The organism is Sphingomonas sp. (genome assembly GCF_031361285.1).
Lineage (GTDB): Bacteria > Pseudomonadota > Alphaproteobacteria > Sphingomonadales > Sphingomonadaceae > Sphingomicrobium.
The window spans coordinates 1-2,249 of record NZ_JANMCO010000161.1; the positions used below are offsets into that span (position 1 = coordinate 1).

3 protein-coding genes and 1 pseudogene are annotated in these 2,249 nt (G+C 62.5%); 2 read left to right on the forward strand and 2 right to left on the reverse strand.

Translation table 11 applies throughout. From position 1 onward, the window contains the following. A pseudogene (locus RMO25_RS12930) lies at window positions 1-444 on the reverse strand (aldose 1-epimerase); the annotation flags it as partial. A 126-nt stretch (window positions 445-570) separates the two neighbouring features. Between RMO25_RS12930 and RMO25_RS12935 the strand changes: the two are divergent. Then, complete coding sequence (locus RMO25_RS12935; RefSeq protein WP_309663013.1) at window positions 571-888, forward strand: hypothetical protein; 318 nt, start codon at window positions 571-573, stop codon at window positions 886-888. A gap of 100 nt (window positions 889-988) precedes the next feature. Next, window positions 989-1,210 (forward strand): hypothetical protein, encoded by a 222-nt coding sequence (locus tag RMO25_RS12940; RefSeq protein WP_309663014.1) that lies wholly within the window; start codon window positions 989-991, stop codon window positions 1,208-1,210. Between the two features lie 25 nt (window positions 1,211-1,235). On the opposite strand, the gene RMO25_RS12945 is transcribed toward RMO25_RS12940, so the two are convergent. Further along, on the reverse strand, window positions 1,236-2,249 hold a 1,014-nt coding region (locus tag RMO25_RS12945), incomplete at its 5' end, for a thioredoxin family protein (RefSeq protein ID WP_309663015.1).

Below are 2,249 nucleotides of genomic sequence, written 5' to 3' on the forward strand. Positions count from 1 at the left end.
CGACAGGTTGCGGCAGGCGAGGCGCAGCGACAGCCCGTGGTCGTCGAGCGTGAAATGCTGCTCGGCGCGATACTCCCATGGCCATTCGCCGGATCGGTGATGGTATGAGATCAGTGCTTCGGACGCACTCGCACTCTCGACCCGCCATGGGGACAGCCAACCCTGGCCGTGCAGCGGGCTCGGGTCGCCGGCCATGTTCGGCGTGAGCATTATGTCGCGGCCGCGAAACGCAAAATGCCCACCGCGAATGCGGTTGACGAACGGGACGAGCGGAAAGCTCGCAGCGTCCAGAACGTTTTCAAGGCAAGTGTTGCAATTGCGCAATACGGCCACGCGCCGATCGCCGTCGATCCAGTCTAGATGCGAAATACTTCCGCCAATCGAAGGGCTTAGGCCCATCTCTAAAGCACCGGCGGACAGAATGAGTGGCGTGCTTGAATTCATTTTCTGTGCCTCGGATCTGCCATCAATTCACTCCGCTGCAACTTGGTTGGGGATAAAAGCGGATTAGCCGTTGCGCGGGGATTCGCGCGCCGAGTATTCAAATGCCGGGGCCGGGGGAGGTCTGGAATGCAACGACGTGTCAAGGAATTCGTCGAGATCGAGGAGCATCAATCGCTCGACGATTTGATCGCCAGGTTGATCGCCGTGCGTGACGCTTTGCCGGCGGACTCCGAAGCCGAATTGCGATTGCGCGGCGACGATGTGTTCGGCCGCAAGATTTCGATCTCCTACTTCCGCGATCAAACCGCGGACGAAGCCGAGTGCGAAACGCGCTACGCCGCCGCCTATAAGGAAGCGCGGGAAAAAGAACTCGCCCGGCTCCAGCAGGAGCTCGGCGTCGTTTGCTACCCCCCGCGCAAAGGCAAGCTGCGCATCGTTGCGTGATCTTGCTGGGGTAGTCCGGGAACCAGATACCCTGGATAAGGTTAGAGCCTTTGGGATCCGAGGGCGTGTTCGCCGTGGTGGATCACCTAAGGGAGATACCATGAAGAACGCGATCAAGATCCTGATGGGGGTCAGCTGCCTTTCCTTCACGGCGTGCAACGTCGAAAAGACCCAGGAAGGACAGGTGCCGGACGTCAACATCACCACCACCGGCGGCCAGCTCCCCGAATATAATATCCAGACGCCCGAGGTGACCGTCGGCACCGAGAACAAGACCGTCGAAGTGCCCACGGTCGAGGTGACTCCAGCCAATAAGAATTAGGCTTCCGCTCGGCCGCGGTTGCGGCTCAGCCAAAGGTGAAAGCAAAGGCTTCGGCGCCCGGGTCGAGGAATTCGATAGTGAAGGTGCGGTCGCGCACCTCGCCCTTTTGCCGGATCAGCTGGTAGAGCCGTTCGCCCGAGACGCGGCCGCTGCCATCGGGCGCGACGTCGACGCCGGCATCCGCGCCCGGGGCGTGGCCGTCGATCGTCACCCTGAACCGAACCGGACGGCCGTCCGGCGAACCCAGCACCAGATGCAAGTCACGGGCGTGGAAGCGGTAGTGTATCTTCGCGGTGGGGCTGGCCGACCGCGCGCTCTGTTTGCCGGCGATCCAGTCGCCCTTAAGTGCCCAGTCATTGAGTTCGAGCGGACCCGGCAGGTAGCGCGACTGGCGGTCGTGGATCTGGCCTCCTGGCGACGCGAACCGCTCTGATCGCGCGTAGCCAACGTAAGTCTCGGGCGACTTGAGCGCATCCAACGCCGCCGTGGCTTCCGCGCCCGCCATCACCGGCCGGGACATTGCCGCAGTCATCGGCGCCCTGCCGGCCTCGGCCAGCAATTGTCGGATAACGCGCTCGGACTCTTCGTACCCGCCCTCACCGAAATGGTGGAAGCGCACGCGCCCCTTGGCATCGATGAAATAATGCGCCGGCCAATAATGGTTGTTGAGCGCGCGCCACAATTTGTAATCATTGTCGAGTGCGACCGGGTAGCGGATGCCGAGATCCTTAACCGCCTGGCGGACATTGTCGGGATTGCGCTCGAACGCGAATTCGGGCGCGTGAACGCCGATCACCACCAGGCCATCCTTGGCATATTGCTGGTACCACGCCCGGACGTACGGGATCGAGCGCAGGCAATTGATGCAGCTGTAGGTCCAGAAATCGATCACCACGACCTTGCCGCGCAAGCTTTCGCGGGTCAGCGGGGCGCTGTTGATCCACGGTCCCAGCCCGTCGAGCGGCGGCAGCGTGCCTTCGACGCCGAGGTTGAGCTGGCCGTTGGCGCCGATGCCGGCTTTGCTGTCGGCGGCGATGCC

Coding starts and splice junctions, on each gene's coding strand:
- RMO25_RS12935 (WP_309663013.1), top strand. CDS start 571: ATGCAACGACGTGTCAAGGAATTCGTCGAGATCGAGGAGCATCAATCG.
- RMO25_RS12940 (WP_309663014.1), top strand. CDS start 989: ATGAAGAACGCGATCAAGATCCTGATGGGGGTCAGCTGCCTTTCCTTC.